Raw genomic sequence first — 19,335 nt, 5'->3', positions numbered from 1 at the left:
GCGCGTTCGGCGGATGCGGTCATTCCCGTCCGCCGCGCCCTGCGAGAGACCTTGGTAGCCGCCGGCGGCTACTGTGTGACCGGCGTGCCGGAGGTGCCCTGAGCGGCCGAGCCGAGGGCGGCGCAGATCCGGGGTAGTGCCGTACCGATCGACTCGCGAATCACCTCAACGGCAAGGTCGTCGTACGGGGTTGGGTCACGGTTGACGATTATCAACCGACTACCTGCATTGACCGCCACGGAGCACAGGGAGGCAACCGGCTCGACCTGCAGCGAACTGCCGACCGCGAGCATAAGCTGGCTATTCGCGGCGATCCGCTCGGCGTGGCTGACCGTAACCGGGTCGAGGCGCTCCCCGAACAGCACCACGGCAAGCTTGAGAATGTTGCCGCAGTCGGTGCACCGAGGGTCGCCGTCGCCGGCCGCCACTCGCGCCAACGTCTGTTCGCTCGGCGCGCGCATGCGACAACCGGTGCAGACCACCTCGCGCATCGTGCCGTGCAGTTCGAGTACCTTACGCGGACTGGAGCCCGCCTTCTGGTGCAATCCGTCGACGTTCTGCGTGAGGAGGCGCACCGCGACCCCGGTGCGCTCCAGGTCGGCGAGCGCATAGTGCGCTGCGTTGGGCTCGGCCCGCCACGCGGCGTGCTCGAGATAGGTCTGCCAGAACCTTGCCCGCACCGCCGGCGCGGCCATGAACGAGTCGTAGGTGAACGCCTTGACCAGCGTCGGGTCGCGGGTCCACACGCCCGAGGGTCCGCGGTAGTCGGGGATACCGGAGTCGGTCGAGATGCCGGCTCCGGTAAGTATCGCCACCCGGGTCACCCCGTCCGCCCAACACATGGCCATGACCGCCGATGGTAGGCCGCGGACACGGTCGGCACGAACCCATTTACCCTTCCATGCCGGACTCCGTGCATATGTTGATCTGCCACAACATTCACCACAGGTTGCAGCAGGGCGCCGTGCACTTACTTGCCGCCGGTAGGGCGTCTCGACTTTCGGTAGCCGCTGACCGGGCACCACGCTTCGTGATGAGGCGCGATGGGGGAGAATCATCGGTCCTTGCCGACTCGAGTGCGTCGGCGACCTTGGAGGCGCTCGGCTGATCGACGCGAGTCCTGCATATCCATCTGCTCGCTCGCTACGTCGCCGGCCTCAGCAAGATTCGGTGGGTCCACTCCAGCAGGCGCGTCACTTGAAACGGGCCGGTCCAGCCGACCGACGGCGCTGTATCGTCGTACTCGACCGCCGACCAGCAATCGTCAAACGTGGCTGTGTACTCCCGGTTGCCGGGGAACACGTTCGTGACGGTTCCCACGACAAGTGTGCCCTCGGGGAAGCGTCTGGTGATCGCGGCCCATTCCTCACCCGACCAACGTGAGAAGCGGGTTCGTCGACCGCGCATCCTGGCGTCCAACGGAAACAGTCGCACCTGGCCGGGCCGATGTTGCAACACCTCGAAGAGCCCCGTCTTGCCGACCGCGGGCCAGTCGGGCGGGTCGTCCGGCAGGTGCAGGACGTCGACCCATCCCTGCGGCGGCTGACCAAGGTCTACCAGAACCCCTACCCGTCCCGGACCCATCGGGATGGCACTTATGGTGCCTCTTACCCGGTCGCCCACTGGGAAGGCGAGACGTGCCGCCTGTCCTGGCTCGGCGCAACTGATGCGGGTCGGGAGAGTTGATGCCTTGGATCAGTGGATCTGACGCCGGCTCAGTGAAAGTGATGCCGTAGCGTCACCGGGGTGGGTCTGCTGTTGGTGCTGCGCCCTCCGCAGTCGCGTCCGAAGAGCCTGCGCCGTGCTACCCGGACGCAGCGGCGTGAGCGCCACCGCGCTGACGCCGAAGAGTGGGCCGCGGCGAAGGAACGCGGTTTGCTGCTCGAAGTGTCTGTGGAGGAGCTGTTGCCGTTGATGAATGCGGCCGGCGGAAACCAACTTCCGATCTTGGGTCAGCTTGACCCATGGTCAGATGGCGTACTCAGCCGTGAGGATCTGCCGCAGCTCGACGCCGAAGTTGACCGTCTGGAGGCGGCGGCGGGTAACGACGTGGAGCGTGGGCTGGCGGCGGCGCTACGGGCGTTACTGGGGTGCTGGTAAGAACGGCGACACCAGGGGCCAAATAGTGGATCTTGGTAGGTGGTGTGGGGCTCGGCCATCGGCGTCTGTGCTGGCGTCCCGTTAGGGGATCCATGGCCAGGCATCCTGCCGATGATTACCGGGGCGGTGATGTCCGCAAGACAGAGGAAGAAATATGACACAAGGTGTCAGACTTTGGGTCGAGTATGGCTTCACCGGTCGGCGTCGATGGCGCGGACTGGGCACCACGGATACATATGGGATAGATAAGGACCTCCATGCGCGAAACTTCAGAAGATCTCCAAGAGCTTCAGGCCCTCCTTGACGCCTCCCTCTCCCGCTCCACCTCGCACCTCCGCTCGATCATCAGGGCTGAAAGCACACTGACCGCGGAGCAGCTCACCCAGGTCCTCACCGGCATGCGCACCCTCGCCCTGTCCACCGTGACGGCGAAGGGCGAGCCACGGATCAGCGGTGTGGACGGGCACTTCCTGCACGGGAAGTGGCACTTTGGCACGGCGCGCAACGCCGCCAAGGCGCGCCATCTCGCGGCGCGGCCCGCCGTCAGCGCCGCGCATATGCGCGGTGAGGACCTAGGCGTGTTCACGCACGGCAAGGTGGAGATCCTCAACCCCCAGGACGGCGAGCCGGCCGCGGACTGGCCCGACCTGCTCGCGTACTTCAAGGACTTCTACGGCGACGGCGACGACTTCTTCGACTGGGAAAACGACGTGGTCTACTACCGGCTACATCCGCACTGGATGACCGTCTACGCCCCCGACATCGCGAAGCTCACTGCGGCGTCCCAGTCCTGATCCGCAGCACGGGCCGCATCGGGACCAGCCACGTGATGAGAGATCTGGTGAAGCGGCCGGGAGCCGGTCCGAAGGGGGGGCACGGTGGTCGCGGAAGGCACTCCGGACACCGTCGCGACGGCGGACACCCCGACCGCCGGTGTCTTCCGGCGGTACGCGGCCGGCCTGCCGCTCCTAGAGGTGTGCGGAAAGGCGCGCGCTACTGCCGCCGTTTGAGATGCCAGCCCTCACACCTAGATCATCTTTTTGGCCTCTGGTGTCGCGATTCTTACCAACACCCCTTGCTGGCGCGGTGCCCTCACCGGCCGTCCCACCCGCCAACTCCAGCTCCTGCTGCCCGAACTACGCCAACCTGCACCACACTGGTGGCTGCTCCAGACGTTCCCCCGACCAGCCTGCCCACCCTGCGTCCGCCGGCACCGGGGCGGCCCGGTCCACCGCTACTACCCCCACCACGTCGCCGCCTGCGTCAAGCACAACCTCTGGCTCGGCACCCGAGCACCCGCAGCCACCGCTTGGCCCGTCACCGACAACGCCATCGACATACGGCACCTCCCAGAGATCAAGTCAGCGCAGATCCACCACCGGCGGCTCGTCCGCCGTCACGGCCAGGTCGCCCTCCTCATCGCCACCAGAGCCGCGTTCGACTGCTGGGAATACATCCACGGTCGCTACCTCGGCCACGCTCAAGGCCCGCGCCTGGCCATCCTGCGTCCGGGCAGGGAGCGGCACCACGCGGAGGATCCCGCGTTCCACGCCGCGAGCTACCCGGAGATCGTCTCCGCAGCGAGCGTGTTCGTCAGACAGCACTGGCAGACCCGGGTCGCTCACCAAACGACCCGAGCCCGCGCCTACGCCGAGTTCGGCAACCGCCTCGACTGGTCCGAAGCCCGCGACACCTGGCATCCCCACCACAACAGCATGCTCGCCGACTGGATCGAAACCTACGCCCGTCCGAACCCCATCCGGGGACACGCCCTGGATTCTAGGAACATCAGATTCACTGGGCCGCACCCAGCATGGACGGCTCAATGAAACTGATGCACCCCAGGTCAGAAGGACGCTTATGCATCAACTGCAGCGAGCCGGGACACCGCCGACAGCTCGTCATCGCTCGTTGTCAACCGGTACTCGTCACTTCACCTTGGGCTGCGTCCAGACTTGGGCGGACGTGCCGGTGTGTCATGTCATGGATTAGCTGGTGGCTGCTCCAGTTGATCGAGCTGGCCGGTTTCCAGGTGGGTGATGTCGCCATCGGAGTCGAGGGCGGCATCGAGTAGCCGCGCGAGCGAGGTGCCGTACACCGGGACGTCGGCGGGCTCGTCGACCAGGCGGAAACGGCCGTCGAACTCGGACCGTTCGGCTGTCACCTCTTGGACGCGGCAGAGGACCCAGTGGGTCGACTCCGATTTGTAGTCGAGGGCCGCGCAGATGCTTCTGCCGTCGGCGAGGTCGATGATCGTCAGGAGCGACTGCTCCTCGTGGCCGCGGTAGACCCGGCGGTGCTCGGCCACCGGCAGCAGCCGCCACGTCTGGAACAGCGTGGCGGAGCCGACGCGCCGGTAGAGCGCCACGACCTCGGCGGGCGCGTTGAACAGGCTCATGGGCTGCGGCGGGCTGGTCTGGTGGTCGCGCACGATCCGGTCGATCACGGCGTCGATCTCCACCGCCGCCGGCGCGAGGTACCAGCCTGCCACCGGCCGCAGTCCGCCGTCGTCGTCCTGGGCGACGCCGACCAGGCCGGCATGTAGGGCCACCGTCCGGTTGTCGCCCGCCACCAAGTCGTTGACGTTGACCGTCGCCCGAGACAACGTCGCGGGCACCTGATCAGTGCGTATACCGGCACCGTGGTAGAAGCCGCGGCCGTCGACGGTCGCGTCGCGCGGCTCGTCGATGGGCAACTCCAGCAGCGGATTCGGCCGGTCCACCGTCCCCTTACCCCGAAGGTACGGGTACAGGCGCGCCGCCCAGCCGGTGACCACCTCACCGCCGTACGCGTCGACGGGGTTGTAGATCCGCCGCCAGAACGCCACGTCCACCTCGCCCGCCGCGGCTCGAACGAACTGGTCGGCGATCGGCGCGAGCGACCGGCACCATGTCTGCAGGCCGAACCCGGCGATCGCGTCTACCCGTGTGCGGATCTTCTGCCAGTCCGTTACGGTGCCGGTCAACGTGATCGACGGGATGCCGCATACGCACACCAGCCACAGCGAGAAGTACGGCGAGTAGGCGTCGAGCAGGACAACTCGTCCCGCGAGCCGGTCGACCTCGGTGCTGGTGGAGAAGTCACACTCGAATACGTCCGTGTCGCTGATCTCGGCGGCGAGCAGTTTGTGGAATGACTCCACCATGTCCTGCCAGGAAGCCGCATCCTGCGGCATCGGCCCGTCGACGGTCACGGTGAGCCGCTTGCGGCCGGCGTGGCCTACCAACCGGGGGCGCAGCTCCTCGGCGTGGAGCCGGATGTGTTGGGCGACGCCCTGCGCGATGGTCAACCACACCGCGTCGGGGGACAACACCAGCGGGCGATGGTCGGCGAACGCGCGTCCGACAGCGTCGAGCAGCGGATGTACCCCGTCCGGCACGAGCACCGGCAACGCCGGATCACCGCCGAACACCAGTGCATCCCCGAACAGTTCGCCGAGCGGCCGGGTGGGCAGGCCCTCGGCTGCGGGTGTCACCTCGTCGACCCGGAAGGTCACCATTGCGCGACTCTAACGCCTGCTCGCCCGAGCGCGATGCCGCTACGAAGTACGCATCTTGTTCCTATCGTCGAGCTGGCCGTTCCCGGTGTAGTGGGTTGCCGTGCCGATGCCCATGTATCGGCCGAGGGCGTGCGTCTGCTTCTTCGGGTGAGGCCGCGGCTGCTACACGAGGCGCGGCTTGATGGCGATCTACTCGCGCAGGTGGGCGGCGAGGTGCTCATCCTGGACATGGTCCAGGTGCCACTGGGCTGCGCTGACCAGATTCTTCGACTGCCGGGAGTGGCGCATCTGCGTGCGGTCGAGGCCGTTCAGGTGTCGCCGGTCGGCGAGTGCGGCCACCTCGTTCAGACCGGCTGGGATGGCGTTCAGGCAGGCCCGGACGATGTCGTCAGCCGACGGCAGCACCGCCAGCGCGACCCCCGAGCGGCGCATATCCGACTTATCGCCGCCGTGAGGTGGGAGTACCGCGCCCGTACCAATCCATCCTCATGGCTTGTCCGCTAGTCCTGCAGCACCGCCGACACCACCCAACTGAGGCGCACGAGGCGGCCAGGGCCAGGGTGGTGAACCGATGTCAGCAGCCCGGTGGTACAAGATTGTGACCGTTGCTGGACTGGGGGTGCCGATGTCGCAGGCGGGCGTGTTGTCCTGGACGGGCAGGGCCAGGCGAGCCTATGAGCGGACCATGCCTCAGGCGCGTGGCCGGGTTTTGACCGTGGTCCGCACCGCTTTCAACCGCCGGGCCACGAGCAGCGACTGGTACGAGGGCAAGAAGACACTCCAAGGCGTGCGCGAGAACGTTTACGAACTCCGCTACACCCACTCCTGTCGGGTGCTGCTGCAGCCGGTACGTGACGAGCTGGTCATTGTCGACATCGGAAACCACGACGTCACAACGCGCTACGCGGCCCTACGCCCCTCGCAGCGGGCGAAGCTGATTGAGGACAGAACACCTGCCCCGCCCGGCTTCACCGGCACCCACCCCTTGTTTGAGGAAGTCGACGAGGGAACATACACAAGTAATGACCCAGTGACGGGATGGGCCGAGTTCCTGAGCGACGACCAGGCAGCTTTGGCGGACCTGATACTCGAGCAGACCCAGTACGCGGACCTCGCCGACGAGACTGAAGTGATTTACCTGCGCGGAGGCGCGGGCACCGGGAAGACCGCAGTGCTGTTGAATCTCGCACTCAGGCTGCACGATGCCGGCATCCCGGTTGACTTCCGGTGCTCAACGGCCGTCGCCAAGTACCTTGCGGCGCACACCCGTGTAAACGTCAAACGCCTCCAGGCACCCATGGCCCCACACGCTGCGATACTGCTCGATGACCCGCGCAGTCCGGCAAGCGTGACAGCTGCGGTAAACCAGGCCCGGCTGGCCAAGGCACCCGCGGTCATCGTCGGCTTCGACCCGCTCCAATGGCCACTGAAGAGCCTCGATACGCATCTGCAGGCGATGCCGAAACCGGACATCGACGAGGCTCTGCACGACTGTTACCGGCAGTCAGCCGCGCTCGCACGGCAGGCGACCGAGGTGGTCACCCGAATCCATGAACGGTCCTCCTTCCGGGTGGACCCCGTCCGTATCGAGGCCGAGCGGCGCGTTCTTGCTGAGCTCTCGAACCATTACCTCACGGGCTTACAGTTCACCAGGCCGGGCGGGCGATTCGCAATCCGGGGATGCGCGGAGGACGATGTTTACGCCGAGGCAGGCCGGCTCAAGAGCAGGGCCGACCTGTGGCAGGACCTGCCAGCGCTTCTGGTACTGGAGGATCGGGCTCACGGCGTCACCCTCGTACCGGACTTCAAAAAGTACCGTCGCGGCATCAACACCCAGACCAGCGCATTGGAAGACGTGGCGGCCTACCGAGGACTCGACTTCCAGACCGTGTGGATTTTCATGCACCGTACCTTTTATGAGCGTATCCAGCAGGGAGTAACCGGCCTCAAGGGCGCCGAGTGGGCGAGCCTCTTGAACATGCACATCCCCATGACCAGGGCACGCGACGATACCATCCTGTTCCTGGTTGACTAGACATCGTGATGCTGATCGATGCACGCGTCGAACTTGATCGGCAGTAATGGCTGGCCCGCCCCGAGGCCTGGATCTTGAGAGGTGGGCGGAGCGGTAAGTTTCGTTGACCGCCGGTCGCGCTCGCCCCTCGGGAACGACGAGGCCCGAGACATCGTCTTCCTGTTGTCACCGCCATGACACGACCTCCTGTCCCGAGCGGTGAGCAGCTTGTTCGTCCGCTTGTTCCTGCTGCCCTGCCTGCCCGTCCGCGTCCCCGTCCGGTTCCGATGCCGGCGCTACCCGCCCGAGATCAGCTACCGGTGGTCGCCGATGCCGCTGAGCTTCTGTTGGAGATGGCTGTCCCGTCCCGCTGCGGCCGGGTTACCGCGCAGCGCATCCTGCGTGCGTTGGGTTGGCAGCCGTGCCAGCGTCTCGACATCCGCTTGCATCAAGCGGTGCTCGTCATCGCCTCGGCCAGCGATGGTCGGTACCAGGTGGGCAGCCGAGGTGCGCTGCCGCTACCGGCTTCCGTCCGGCGTATGTGCGGGATTGGGCATGGTCAGCCGGTGCTGCTCGCCGCGCTCGTCGCTCACGACTTGGTTGTGGTGCACCCGATCGGCGCCGTCGCTCGTCTGCTCGCCGACCTGCACGTCGAGGTGGCGGGAGGTGCGCATGTCTGCTGATCCCGCCACGGTTGCCGCAGCCCGGCACGTGCTGGCTCACCTTGGCGTCACCGTGGCCGATCTGGAGTCCGACGCCGACGTGTTGATATCTGTGCCCACTATTGCGGAGTATCTGCCGCGGGTAAACGCGGCGGCGGGTCCGGGCGCGAGGCGTACGTACGGCACGTACTGGGAGCGGATGGCCGCCGCGTGGGGTGACCGGCCCCTGGACCGCGTCGCGGCCAGCGACGTCGAGGCGATGAAACAGCAGATGATTGCTACGGCGCGGTCGCGGCGTAACAGCCGCAACGGCCGGCACGCCGGCGAGCACGTGATCGCTGCCGCCCGCGCCTTCTACTCCCGGGCTGTCGCCGACGGTCTGATCGACGCGTCGGCCAGTCCCGCGCACCGTGTCGCCAAACCCCGCCGCCTTCCGAGCACACGCCGCGCTCTGACGTCGTACGAGTTGGAGGAGATCAACGCGGTGGCGCGGACCAGCGGCAACGATGTCGTCCTCGACGCCCTGCTGCTGCGCCTGCACACGGAGAGCGCCTGCCGGCGCGGTGGTGCCCTCGCCCTGCGGCTTGTCGACCTGGACGCCACCAACGGGCTCGTGCGACTGGCCGAGAAAGGCGCCGTGCGGTGGCAGCCGGTCAGCCTCGACCTCGCCGAGCACCTGCACGAGCACGCCCGCGTTCGCGGCGCCGTCCTGCCCACCGACCGGCTGTTGCACTACCGCAACGGCTTACCGATCAGCAGCCGCCGGTACGACCACCTGTGGAAGCGCATCGGCGAGCGTCTGCCGTGGGTGGCCGCCCAGGGCATCTCCACCCACCGGCTGCGGCACACCACCCTCACCTGGGTGGAACGTCACTTCGGCTACGGGGTAGCTCGCGCCTACGCCGGCCACACCGACAGCCCAGGATCGTCCACCACCACCTACATCAAGGCCGACCTCCACGCCGTCGCTGACGCGTTGTCGGCGATGACCGGCCAACCACACCCACTCGTCACGGCGCGCGAGACCTCCCATCGTCCGGCGACAGGGACCTTGCCCTGACCGCCGATCTGACTCGCACCAGGCGGCGCGGTGGGGGAGTGGCTTCCCATCGCGCCGCAGCGCGGCACGGCAGGTAAAGAATCCGGGGGCCGGGTTGGGCGACAACAACACCAGAGCGCATCCCTCCGTGGATCCGATGGTGGCGCTTCACCGCGTAACCATGCGCCGAGGGGCACCTCACACAGTTGCTGCCCGTCGGAATCCTCATTCCCCTGGCCGAATTGACAAATGCGCTGGGCGTTGGAGAGGCGGATGAAATCTATCGCGTTGGTAGCTGCAACGGGTGCCCGTGGCCGGCTTGCACCTGTAGCGCGTACGCTCTGTATTGAGGTATCCTTAATCGCATGAGCACCCATTTTTATGCCTGGGTGCTACGCGTGGGGGTTCATCTCCCCCCTCGGACACGTTATTTCCACACGAACTGTGATGTTTGTTCGTGTTTTGCGTGATCCCCGTCCCGTTGGGCGGGGATTTTTGCTGTCGTGGCGAGGAAGCTACCCGCCGGGGTGAGCGGGTAGATCGCGGTCTCGGCTTCGATGGTCCACTCGTGGCGGTCACACACAATGATTATGTTGTTGGTGCGTAAGAGGGCATCTGATCCGTGTAGTGGCTGATTCACGTTTGGCCGTTGCGGTGATGGGGCTGGTTCGTTGATCGCCGCGTGGGCGTGCAGCGGCGTGGGTATCGGTCGGACTTGTCGGATGAGCGGTGGGCGTTGATCGAGCCGGTCCTGACCGCGTGGCGGGCGGCGCGGGTGGGCTTGGGGATCAGCCGGCCGGTGCATGACCTGCGGGAGATCGTCAACGCGATCCTGTATGTGGCCAGGACGGGGATCGCGTGGGAGTACCTGCCGCACGACTTCCCGCCAGCGAAGACGGTCTACGACTACTACGCCAAGTGGGAATCTGACGGGACGACGCAGCGGATTCACGATCTGCTGCGGGAGCGGGTCCGGGTCGCTCGCGGCCGCCGCGAGAGCCCGTCGGCGGTGGTCCTGGACTCGCAGAGCGTGAAGACGTCAAGCAACGTCGGCGAGGACAGCCAAGGCATCGACGCGGCGAAGAAGATCAAGGGACGCAAGCGGCACATCGCCACCGACACCCTCGGACTGCTCCTCGCTGTGATCGTCACCGCCGCGTCGGTGCAGGACTCCACCGCCGGCCGGCACCTGCTCACCAGCGTGTCCGCGGACCATCCGACCGTGGTCAAGGCGTGGGTCGACGGTGGCTACAACACCGCCGTACGGGCGCACGGCACCCGGCTGGGAATCGACGTCGAGGTGGTGCCCCGCCCTGCTCGGAAGGGCTTCCACGTCCAGTCCCGCCGGTGGGTCGTGGAACGGACCTTCGGTTGGCTGATACAGCACAGACGACTCGTCCGTGACTACGAGACCCTCCTTCAACGCACCCGGGCGATGATCCATTGGGCGATGGCTAACACAATGAGCCGCTATCTCACCGGAGAATCCACCCCAACCTGGCGAAACGAATCCACCTAATCGGACCAACCTCACCAAGCGAGATCAGATGCCCTCTAATAGAGCACCAGGCCGTTGACAGCGCGGCCCCCTCGCCTTGAGCTTCGATAGTGACGGGAACCGCAAAAGTCGATTCAGGTTGTTGTGGTGAACGTCGTCTTCGCAACATGAGCGGCCTGTCTCCACTCGAACCGTACCGCCATTATTGGCTGCGATGGCGCCGGACAACCGTGCTGGCCGAGCGTCTTCCGCGCTGACTGACCCCCACGATGGTTGACCTCGAAAAAGAGTAAAGAAGATCTCGCTACCAGTTAGCACGAATCCGGGAGATCCTTCGTCGCCCGCCTTTGCGACTGGTGGCGCGGACCGGCGGTCAGCCTTGGGGGTAGCGGGCCGGAGTGGCGAGTCGATCCGGATGAACCGGACCCTTTGCTGAACGGCTTTTCACGGAGGCGTAGGACCGGTCCCTGGTGTCGGCGTGGGTGTGTTTCGGGGTGTAGGTGGGGGTGGGGGGAGGGAGGTGGGGGGTGTCCCGTCCCAGTCGGGCAGTGCGGCGTTCAGGAAGTCGGCGTGGGTGCCCGCCCAGATGGCCATGTCACTTTGCGGGTCGAGGCCCTTTTCCCCCTTCTTCAACTTGTCGGTCATGTGTTTATCCCAATTTTCGAGGTCCTTCGCCTGGTATAGATAGGTCAACATCATGTTGTTGTTACGGATGTCGTAGCCGTGATCGCGGGTAGCATCGGCGAAAGCGCCCATGATTGCTGCCACGTACTTGATTGATCCCTCCGGCGTGTGGAGAATGTACATGCGTTCAATCAATTCTCGCCTAGGAAGGTATCCTCGACTCTCAATCTGGCGGACAACGTCGGTATTGTAGTGAACCTTTCCGGGTCCGTATCCAACGAGTCCCAACTGGGTGCCTAATATAAGTTTTGGAAGGAAGGGTTCTTTGCGGTTTTCTAGCGCTTCCCAGGCGATTGCTGCGACGATGGCCTTGGGTGAGATGTTTCTTGCGCGGGCCTCCCGAATAATGATTCCCTGGTGGGCTTGAATCCAGCTCAGGACTGCCTTTTCGTCGGCCGAAAAACTGTATCCCGCTGGCAGTTGCGCCGGAGGAAGGAACTCTGCTTCGCGGAGTTCCCACGACAGCTTTCTGGCTGCGGGCTGAAGCGACGGACTTTGCGGTACCGAGCTATGTTGTTCCAAGGCGCGGATCAGGGCCTGGCGCCACTGCAGCTCCTGCGCTTGGACGCGCGCCTGGCTCGCAAGCTGCCGGATCGCCTCTGCGGGGGCTGTGTCTGCTTTGAGCGTGGTCAGGTGGGTCCACAGCGCGGGAGCGAGTTGCTCCAGCGCCAGCGCGGCCTGCGTATGAACGCGTACGAGAGCGTCGAAGGCCGGCTGCGTGACTCCGGCGAAGTTGGGGTCGTTCTGTGGGCCGGTCATGCTTCCTCCCCAGTGATCTGTGAAATCACTCCGCCAGCCCCGCGTGATCGTCTTCAGGACGCTCCTGGGCGGTTCGGCTGCATCCGGCGCCGTCATTGCCGGCTCAGGTGCCGGCCTCAGTTCGCGAGAGCCTCCTGCGGGCCCTGGGTCAGCGGGTTGCGGCCTCGATGTTCTGCGCGCTCTTCGTCACGGCGGTGCCGGCCTCGTCGAGAGCCTGGCGCATCCTCTCGAACGCGGCTCTCGCCTCGCTCCATTCGGAGCGGAACCGGTCCGCCGCCGGGCCGGTCCAGATCGCATCGCTGCTGGCCGTCCGGCCGTTGAGGTCGTTGATGATGCCGTTGAGCTTCGCGGCATTCGCCGTGAACATCTTCGCGAGCCGGTGCATTTCCTCGATGTTGCCACCGCGCAGATTCGCCATGATCACTTCCTCCATTGGAGCGGGTGGTTTATGACGGCATCACGGAATCATCCCACGTTCCGGTCGGGGTCGTCCAGGGGCAAGTCGGGTTTCCGTGAACTGCCGCTCGGTGGTCTCGCGCGTTCAGTCAGATGGTAGGTCGGCCGTTTCGGAGCCAGGCAGGCGACTTGTGTCGTGAATCTGACGCTGGCATCGGTGCGGGTTCGGCTGATCAATGGGCTTTTATAGGGTGAACGGATGCGGCTCTCAGTCACGATCATCGATTTGGCCGCCGCCAGCGCGGAGGACGTCATCATCGACGCGCATCCGGAATCCGGTGTGGATCTGGTGGCGCGGGAGATCGGTCGGGTGCTGCCGGGTGTGCGCGGTACCGGGTACGACGGGCCCTCACCGGTGCTCTACGTGGACGGGCGGCCGATCGATCCCCGACTTTCCCTCAGGGCTTCGCCGATTCGCGATGGCGCCGTGGTCAGCCTCGACGACCCAGCCGGCTGCCCAGCAGCGGCGCCGGTCGGGGTTGTGGAACTACGCGTCACCGGAGGCCCGCAGGCGGGCACGGTTTACCACCTCCCGCCGGGGGAGAGCGTTGTGGGCTCCGGCATCGATGCCGACATTTCGGTTGGGGACGGCTACCTGCCGGAGCAGGCGTTCACCGTGTCGGTCGAGCCGGAGGGGCAGTGCCAGGTGAGCTTCACTTCGGACAGCTACGGCCGACTCGACGGTGAGCAGGTGGCGGGCGCGCGGCCCTGGCCCTTTGCCGCACAACTGGCGGCGGGCGGCAGTCTTTTCGAGGTTGCTCCGCCCACCCGGCCGGACGTCGCGCTGGAGCCATCCCAGGATGGCGTGGGCCTCGACTACAACCGGCCCCCGCGGGTGACGCCGCGTCGGCCCCAGACACATTTCCGGCTCCCTCAGGTGCCGAGGCAGAGCGAGTCCGGCGCGTTGCCCGTGGTCCTGGCGCTGTCGCCGGTGTTGTTGGCGATTGGTACGGCGGTGCTGCTGCGGCAGTGGCTCTACCTGTGGATCGGCCTACTCAGTCCGCTCGCGATGGTGCTGCACTACGTTCTTGAACGGCGCCAGGGTCACCAGTCGTTCGGTCGGCGGATGGCCGAGTACCAGCAGCTTCGGGATCGCATCGAGGGCGACGCCCGGCGGGCACTGGCCGCCGAGCGGAGCCGTCGCAGGCGCGCCCACCCTGATCCGGCCCGGGTGGTGCTCGCGGCCGTCGCGCCCGGCTCGATGCTGTGGGAGAGACGGTGTCTGGACACGGACTTCCTGACCGTACGGGTGGGAACCGGGCAGGTGCGCTCGGAGATACGGGTGGAGGATCCGGAAGCGCTCGACCATCAGCGGGAGCAGGAAGAGGTGTGGCGGCTGGTCGATGCCCCCGTGGTCGTGGCGCTTCGAGACGTCGGCGTGCTGGGAGTGGCAGGCAACGGGGACCTGCCCTACTCGCTGGGACGATGGCTCCTCGCTCAGATCGTCACCCTGCACAGCCCTGTCGACGTCCGGGTCTGTGTGCTGACCGATCCCGCTGGCAACGAGAGCTGGGACTGGGTGCGCTGGCTGCCACACTGCCGGTCCGGCGATGACCAGAGCGTGGTGCTGGTCGGCAACGACGAGGACACGGTGCTGCGTCGGATCGCCGAGTTGAACGCGGTGATCTCGGCACGGCAGGATGCTCGCGCGGGAGGCCCGGACACCAACCCCGGCACCAATGAGCCAGCTGTCGTCGTGGTTCTCGACGGCGCCAGGCGCATCCGGGCGTTGCCGGGAGTGGCGCGAATGTTCAGCGAGGGTCCCGCGGTCGGCATCTACGCCATCTCGCTGGAGACCGACGAATCCCGGTTGCCGGCGGAGTGCCTGGCGGTTGTTGTCGAGGAAGGCGTGGCTCTGCGGGTCCAGCAGCATCAGACCGACGTGCTTGAGCAGGTGCGTCCGGACCTGGTGGGACCGGACTGGTGCCTACGCCTGGCGCGGGCGCTGGCCGCTGTACGGGACATCAGTGACCACGCCGAGGAGGCCCGGCTGCCCGACACCTGCCGCCTGCTGGACCTGCTGGATCTGGAGCCGCCCGACGCTGCGGCGGTGGTCGCCCACTGGGCGGGCGGCGGTCGATCGACCCAGGCGACGATCGGGGTCGGTCTGGACGGACCCGTCACCATCGACCTGCGTACGGACGGCCCGCACGGGCTGATCGCGGGCACCACCGGGGCAGGCAAGTCGGAACTGTTGCAGACCCTCATCGCCTCCCTGGCCGTGGCGAACCGGCCGGACGAGATGAACTTCGTCCTTATTGACTACAAGGGTGGATCGGCGTTCAAGGACTGCGCCAAACTGCCGCACACCGTCGGCATGGTGTCCGACCTCGACGGGCACCTGACCGAACGGGCGCTGGAATCGCTCGCGGCCGAGCTACGCCGCCGCGAGACCATCCTTCTGCGGCACGATACGAAGGACATCGACGATCACTGCCGGCTGCGTGAGGCCGGTGGCATGGCCATCAGTCCACTTCCCCGCCTTGTCATCGTCATCGACGAGTTCGCCTCGTTGGTCAGCGAGTTGCCCGATTTCGTGGCCGGCCTCGTCGACATCGCTCGTCGTGGCCGGTCTTTGGGTGTTCATCTGGTCCTGGCCACACAGCGCCCGGCGGGCGTGGTGACCCCCGACATCCGCGCCAACACCAACCTGCGGATCGCGCTGCGGGTGACCGATGCCGTCGAGTCGTCGGACGTCATCGAGACCACTGACGCGGCGCGCATCCCGAGGTCGTTACCCGGACGCCTCTACCTGCGGTCCGGATCCTCCGTGCCGCAGATCGTCCAGTCGGCCCGGATCGGAGGCTGGCGACCCTCGGAGGCGTCCCCGGCCGCACCACCCCCGGTACGGGTCATCCCGCTGCCTTGGCGCAGGCTCGGGCGCAGCGTTCCCGCAGCGTCGCGCGAGCCGCAGGACGACACCACGATGGTCACCGACCTCGCCGTCCTCGTCGAGACGATCCAGCAGGCGGCCCGACGGTCGCGGGCAGCCCAGCAGCGTAGCCCTTGGCTGCCCCCGCTGCCCGACATCCTGACCCTCGACGACTTGCCTCTGGCGACGACGGACGGCCCGGCGGTGTCTCCGATCCCGTTCGGCCTCACCGACCTGCCTTCCGGACAGACTCGCGTTCCCATGGTCCTCGACGTGCAACAGGGTGGTCATCTCCTGGTGGCGGGCTCGCCGCAGACCGGCCGGACCACGGTGCTGCGGACGATCGTCGGATCCGCCGCTGCTCGATACGCCCCAAGCGAGGTGCACGTCTATGGGATGGACTGTGGCGCCAACGGGCTACTGCCGCTGACGGCGCTACCGCACTGCGGTGCCGTGGTGAGCCGCGACCAGGTCGACCGGATGGAGCGGCTACTCGCCCGCCTGCGCCAGGAGGTTGCCCGGCGACAGCAGGTGCTCGCCGCCGAGGGCTTCTCCAGTCTCGCCGAACAGCGTGCCACAGTGCCACCGTCTGAGCGGATGCCCTGGATGGTGCTGCTGCTGGACGCGTGGGAGGGCTTTGTCGCGGCGTACGAGGCCTACGACTACGGACGGTTGGTCGACAGCGTGGTCCAACTACTCCGGGAGGGACTCGCTGTCGGGCTGCGCGCCATCGTCACCGGCGACCGTAGCCTGCTCACCGGGCCGATCTCTACGGTCTTCGAGCAGCGGCTGGTGCTGCCTATGGCCGAACCCTCGGACTACGGCTACGCGGGCATCAACGAACGCCACCTTCCGACGCGGATGCCCCCGGGGCGGGTGGTGGAGCCCGGTCCCGGCGGCTCCGTCCGAGTAAGCCAGATCGCCCTGCTCGATCCCGACCCATCCGGTCCCGCGCAGGTCGCCGCGTTGCACAGACACGCGTCGAACGCGTCGCGGAGGTGTTCCGCACTACCGAGGTCCTTGCGGCCACTGCGTGTCGACACGCTTCCGGTGCGGGTCACCGTGGCCGAGTTGGCGCAAATGGACCTGCCTGTGGCCCCGTCGTCCGGGCTCACCGCGCTCATCGGTGCCGGTGGCGACGAGATGGCCCCGATCAGCGTCGACCTGCTCACCGAGGGTCCCGGCTTCGTCGTCGCTGGCCCACCACGATCCGGCCGGTCGACCGCGCTGCTGACGATGGCGCACTCGCTGCTGGCGCAGGGCACGCCCGTGATTGTGGTTACGCCACGGCGATCCCCCCTACGGGACCTAGCGGGCCTGCCCGGCGTGCTCGCCGTGCTGAACGCGGATGTGACGGGCGAGGCGTTGACCGCGTCGACTCAGGGCCACCGACGTCACGTCGTCGTCGTCGACGACGCCGAGCTCCTGGCCGACACGTCGCTTGACAGCACCCTGGTCGAAATACTGCGCACGGCACGCGACGGTGAGCACGCAGTGATCGCCGCAGGTCTGACCGATGACCTCAAGAACGCCTACCGCGGGTTCACCGCCGATGCTCTGCGCTCCCGGATCGGGCTTCTGCTCGCCGCTCGGTCCCCAGACGACGCTGACATGTTCGGCGTGCGGCTGCCGCGCAACGCGGGTACGGGGAGCGGGCCGATTGGTCGGGCCGTCCTGATCCGGTCCGCCACGGTCCTGCCCGTTCAGGTTGCCCTGCCCGGGTAGCATGGAAGGCGACCGTGAGTGCAGGCGTCCTCACGACCGGCTTACCTTGGCCGGCTGCTGCTTCGCCAGGCGGGCCGGCCCCCGACGTCAGCTGGCAGTGTCCCTCGCGTCCATGGTTGCCGCCGCGGGACAGGTGCCCGCACGACCGGTCCGCCAACACTTGAGTCGATCCTGACAGGCACGTGAGGTGAGGTGTCCACTTGTCTAACCCGTCCTTCGTGGATCAGCTGATCGCGCAGCGCGCGGCACAGTCGATCCAGCGACTATCTGACGAGAACTGGCGCGCGCTAGATCTCTCCTGCAAGGCGCTCGAGGACGACGCCTGGGTCGGCCCAGAAGGCCGCCGCTTCAACGACGAGGTCCACGCCATGCGTCGAGTGTTGCAAGCCCAGCTCTCCAGGGCGGTGCACAACGCAAAAGCAAAGCTGCAGTCGTTGGAACCACTGCCCAAGAGGCCCTGAACCCCAGACCAGGGTGGGACCCGAGAACACGCGTCCGAACGGCACCGCCGGACTCGGGCGCACGCCGAGGGGAGGCGCCGAGTGTCCGAAGAGCCGATCGCAACCGTGGACCTGTCGACGTTCGTGCGACGGTACGCGCCAATGACGCCGCACAAGGCCGCGCTGTTCGTCGCCAGCCTGGCCGAACAGGTGGCCGCTCGGCATGCTGAAGGGCTGTCGTCCGGGATGCTCGGAGAGCACGTACATGTGGAGATGCCCGGCGGACAGCCACGGCCGGTACTCGGCGAAGCAGTCTCGCGCGACAACACCCGGATATTCTCAGACATTCGTCAGATTGGCGTCACCCTCGCCCGTCTGCTCGGCGTGGAGCCAACCGATGACTCCCACCGGGCAATGGAACGCGGCGACGTGCCCGGTCCCTTGTGGAAGCTGATCGTCGCCTGTTTGCTGAGCGATTCCACCGAACAACCCACCGCCGCCATCTTGGCTCGTGAGCTGCGTGTCGCCGGCCGGGATCTGCTCCTTGGCGCCACCACGCCGGGCGCGTCCAGGGACCCCGCCGCCGTCGAGGCAGGCGCCGACACCCCAGCCCCGGCGTACGTGCCGTCCGAGGCGGCGTCCGACGGCTCAGACCAACCGCTGGCCAGGTCGCCGAAGCGTCGGCGGTTACTGGTTAGCGCCGGGCTCACCGTCGTCTTGGTCGCGGCACTCGGTACTGCCTGGTACTACGACGCATCCGAGCCGTCGCGTTCGCCGACCAATGGCGCGGCTACCTCCGTGTCTCCCAAGAGCGAACCGGACGATTCGGATAGGCCGCACCCGGCCAAATCGGGCACGCCAGCGGCCGTTGGTAACCCGGCGACCGCACGGAACCTGCTGCCGGATCCTGGTGCGGAGCAGTCACCTCCGGGTTGGGCCGCCTTCGGCTCCGGTGTGCTGTCACAGGTCACTACGGGCCGCACCGGATCGCACGCGCTCCGAATCACAACGAACGCCACCGAGGCAAACAGCGCCGGTGCCACCAACCGACCAGTCCAGGCGATCACCGTCGCAGGTCGCAGCTATCAGGCGTCGTGTTGGGTGCGGTCGACGGCGAAAGTCGGTGCGTACGTGCAGGTGCAGGAGTTCACTACCAACTGGCAACGGGCCTCGGACCCCGCACCGTCGCCGAAGATCACCCTCGGAGACCCAGATCGCTGGTATCAAGTATCGATTACCTACGAAGCTGACCGTAGCGGCAACCTCCTCCCGTTGAGCGTATTCTCCAACGGTCTACGGGCTGGTGGCGCGGAATTGCTCATAGACGACTGCTCGCTGACCCAGAACTGACGTCCCGCGGCGGCTCAGGTGCAACTTCCTCGGTGTCGCGCGCATCGGTCGGCGCGTGCGCGGTGGCGTCCGCATTCGAATGCTCGCCTGTAGGGTGCCAAAACTACGTTCTGGTTGCTGACCTGCGAATTCAAAGATCCGTTTAGAGCGTGTCTCAGGTGGTGAGTTTGAGGTAGCGCTTGTGGCAGGTGAGGGCTGCGGCGAGGGTCACGAATGCGCAGTACAGGCTTGCCGAGC

16 protein-coding genes are annotated in these 19,335 nt (G+C 66.6%); 10 read left to right on the top strand and 6 right to left on the bottom strand.

Annotation, left to right across the window (positions count from 1 at the left end):
* Window positions 1-68: 68 nt before the first annotated feature.
* Window positions 69-815, bottom strand: coding sequence for an SIR2 family NAD-dependent protein deacylase (locus ACZ6Q9_RS32725; protein WP_357703687.1), 747 nt, complete (start codon window positions 813-815; stop codon window positions 69-71).
* A 328-nt stretch (window positions 816-1,143) separates the two neighbouring features.
* The gene (locus tag ACZ6Q9_RS32720; protein ID WP_393458339.1) at window positions 1,144-1,584 is read right to left on the bottom strand and encodes a hypothetical protein; all 441 of its coding nucleotides are present in this window, start codon (window positions 1,582-1,584) and stop codon (window positions 1,144-1,146) included.
* Window positions 1,585-1,746: 162 nt separating this feature from the next.
* Between ACZ6Q9_RS32720 and ACZ6Q9_RS32715 the strand changes: the two genes are divergently transcribed.
* The 3 genes from ACZ6Q9_RS32715 (at window position 1,747) to ACZ6Q9_RS32705 (ending at window position 3,929) form a co-directional block, all read left to right on the top strand.
* Window positions 1,747-2,100: a hypothetical protein gene (locus ACZ6Q9_RS32715; protein WP_393458342.1), complete on the top strand. Its 354-nt coding sequence runs from the start codon at window positions 1,747-1,749 to the stop codon at window positions 2,098-2,100.
* Between the two features lie 257 nt (window positions 2,101-2,357).
* A complete protein-coding gene (locus ACZ6Q9_RS32710; protein WP_396831149.1) occupies window positions 2,358-2,894 on the top strand; it encodes a pyridoxamine 5'-phosphate oxidase family protein in 537 nt (178 codons plus the stop codon).
* A 246-nt stretch (window positions 2,895-3,140) separates the two neighbouring features.
* Window positions 3,141-3,929, top strand: a complete 789-nt coding sequence (locus tag ACZ6Q9_RS32705) for a hypothetical protein (protein ID WP_393460884.1) — start codon at window positions 3,141-3,143, stop codon at window positions 3,927-3,929.
* 152 nt (window positions 3,930-4,081) lie between these two features.
* Here ACZ6Q9_RS32705 and ACZ6Q9_RS32700 read toward each other — a convergent pair whose 3' ends face one another.
* A complete protein-coding gene (locus tag ACZ6Q9_RS32700; protein WP_396831147.1) occupies window positions 4,082-5,599 on the bottom strand; it encodes a DUF4419 domain-containing protein in 1,518 nt (505 codons plus the stop codon).
* A 189-nt stretch (window positions 5,600-5,788) separates the two neighbouring features.
* Window positions 5,789-6,031: a hypothetical protein gene (locus ACZ6Q9_RS32695; protein ID WP_357703693.1), complete on the bottom strand. Its 243-nt coding sequence runs from the start codon at window positions 6,029-6,031 to the stop codon at window positions 5,789-5,791.
* Between the two features lie 139 nt (window positions 6,032-6,170).
* On the opposite strand from ACZ6Q9_RS32695, the gene ACZ6Q9_RS32690 reads away from it, so the two are divergent.
* The 4 genes from ACZ6Q9_RS32690 (at window position 6,171) to ACZ6Q9_RS32675 (ending at window position 10,833) form a co-directional block, all read left to right on the top strand.
* Window positions 6,171-7,634, top strand: a complete 1,464-nt coding sequence (locus ACZ6Q9_RS32690; protein ID WP_396831145.1) for a hypothetical protein — start codon at window positions 6,171-6,173, stop codon at window positions 7,632-7,634.
* A 299-nt stretch (window positions 7,635-7,933) separates the two neighbouring features.
* Window positions 7,934-8,296, top strand: coding sequence for a hypothetical protein (locus ACZ6Q9_RS32685; RefSeq protein ID WP_393460875.1), 363 nt, complete (start codon window positions 7,934-7,936; stop codon window positions 8,294-8,296).
* The gene (locus tag ACZ6Q9_RS32680; protein ID WP_396831143.1) at window positions 8,286-9,335 is read left to right on the top strand and encodes a tyrosine-type recombinase/integrase; all 1,050 of its coding nucleotides are present in this window, start codon (window positions 8,286-8,288) and stop codon (window positions 9,333-9,335) included. Before ACZ6Q9_RS32685 ends, ACZ6Q9_RS32680 begins: the two co-directional genes overlap by 11 nt.
* A gap of 667 nt (window positions 9,336-10,002) precedes the next feature.
* On the top strand, window positions 10,003-10,833 hold the full coding sequence (locus ACZ6Q9_RS32675; protein ID WP_396831171.1) for an IS5 family transposase: 831 nt from the start codon (window positions 10,003-10,005) through the stop codon (window positions 10,831-10,833).
* 423 nt (window positions 10,834-11,256) lie between these two features.
* Here ACZ6Q9_RS32675 and ACZ6Q9_RS32670 read toward each other — a convergent pair whose 3' ends face one another.
* Together ACZ6Q9_RS32670 and ACZ6Q9_RS32665 are read right to left on the bottom strand one after the other, a co-directional pair.
* A complete protein-coding gene (locus ACZ6Q9_RS32670) occupies window positions 11,257-12,255 on the bottom strand; it encodes a hypothetical protein (RefSeq protein ID WP_396831141.1) in 999 nt (332 codons plus the stop codon).
* A 148-nt stretch (window positions 12,256-12,403) separates the two neighbouring features.
* Window positions 12,404-12,673 carry a WXG100 family type VII secretion target gene (locus ACZ6Q9_RS32665; protein ID WP_396831139.1) on the bottom strand — a complete coding sequence of 90 codons (270 nt, stop codon included), beginning with the start codon at window positions 12,671-12,673 and terminating at the stop codon, window positions 12,404-12,406.
* 237 nt (window positions 12,674-12,910) lie between these two features.
* Here ACZ6Q9_RS32665 and ACZ6Q9_RS32660 point away from each other — a divergent pair, with 237 nt between their 5' ends.
* From ACZ6Q9_RS32660 to ACZ6Q9_RS32650, 3 genes are all read left to right on the top strand, one after another.
* On the top strand, window positions 12,911-17,308 hold the full coding sequence (locus ACZ6Q9_RS32660) for an FtsK/SpoIIIE domain-containing protein (protein WP_396831137.1): 4,398 nt from the start codon (window positions 12,911-12,913) through the stop codon (window positions 17,306-17,308).
* 218 nt (window positions 17,309-17,526) lie between these two features.
* Window positions 17,527-17,769, top strand: a complete 243-nt coding sequence (locus tag ACZ6Q9_RS32655; RefSeq protein WP_396831136.1) for a hypothetical protein — start codon at window positions 17,527-17,529, stop codon at window positions 17,767-17,769.
* A gap of 81 nt (window positions 17,770-17,850) precedes the next feature.
* A complete protein-coding gene (locus tag ACZ6Q9_RS32650; RefSeq protein ID WP_396831135.1) occupies window positions 17,851-19,098 on the top strand; it encodes a hypothetical protein in 1,248 nt (415 codons plus the stop codon).
* Window positions 19,099-19,335 lie beyond the last annotated feature (237 nt).

The organism is Micromonospora sp. NPDC049139 (genome assembly GCF_055586845.1).
This window is presented reverse-complemented; position numbering and strand designations above follow the sequence as displayed.